This is a genomic window from Chitinophaga varians, assembly GCF_014529945.1.
Classification (GTDB): domain Bacteria; phylum Bacteroidota; class Bacteroidia; order Chitinophagales; family Chitinophagaceae; genus Chitinophaga; species Chitinophaga varians.
This window is the reverse complement of record NZ_JACVFB010000032.1, coordinates 1-643: the sequence shown is the minus strand read 5'-3', so window position 1 is coordinate 643 and position 643 is coordinate 1. Positions and strand designations below refer to the sequence as shown.

The window sequence follows — 643 nt, the reverse complement described above, 5'->3', positions numbered from 1 at the left end:
TCGCATTCTGTACGTTGAACGCCATCATCTTTTCATGAAATACAAACTCCGATCCCTGACCGTCGATGCATACACCCGACCTGTCGCGGATCTCAATCCCAACGGGGGCGTCGGACAAATCCTCCCTATCTTTATTCGGATAAAAGTCGTACCTGCCACGGGGAAAAACCAGTTTCAGATAGCGCGCGTTCCTGTTTTCTTTCAACAGCTTCCTGATCTCCGGTTCTATATTGACCCGGCTGTCAGGATGGATGCCATAATCTGTTACGTTTATCTCAACAGTATCCTGCTGGCCAAAACACGAGCTGTTAAGGACCAGTAGTAAAAAAGATATCAATGTAATTCTCATCTTGTTAATAATTAATCATTACTTAAATTAGTTCTTGCTGATTTCATAAGCGGCATATCTGACGTGCTTTTCGTGAAAATATTTCTGCACCTTGTTTTTAACCTTTTTTCGATTGTTCATAAAGCCTTCCACATTGGCGCGCATTTCTGCCTTATTGATTGGGCATTTTTACCAATAATACAGGTTTAAGTACATATTGCAATCATGCTTTGCCGGCACAGTCAACAAGATCAGAGGCTATCCCAAAAGTAATCTGAAGGCACTGAGCATATCGTAAATGAAAATTCTCTCCAT

Annotated in this window: 1 pseudogene; it reads right to left on the bottom strand. The window is 41.7% G+C overall.

What is annotated here, in order from left to right:
- Positions 1–349, bottom strand: a pseudogene (locus ICL55_RS34915) (hypothetical protein); the annotation flags it as partial.
- Positions 350–643 lie beyond the last annotated feature (294 nt).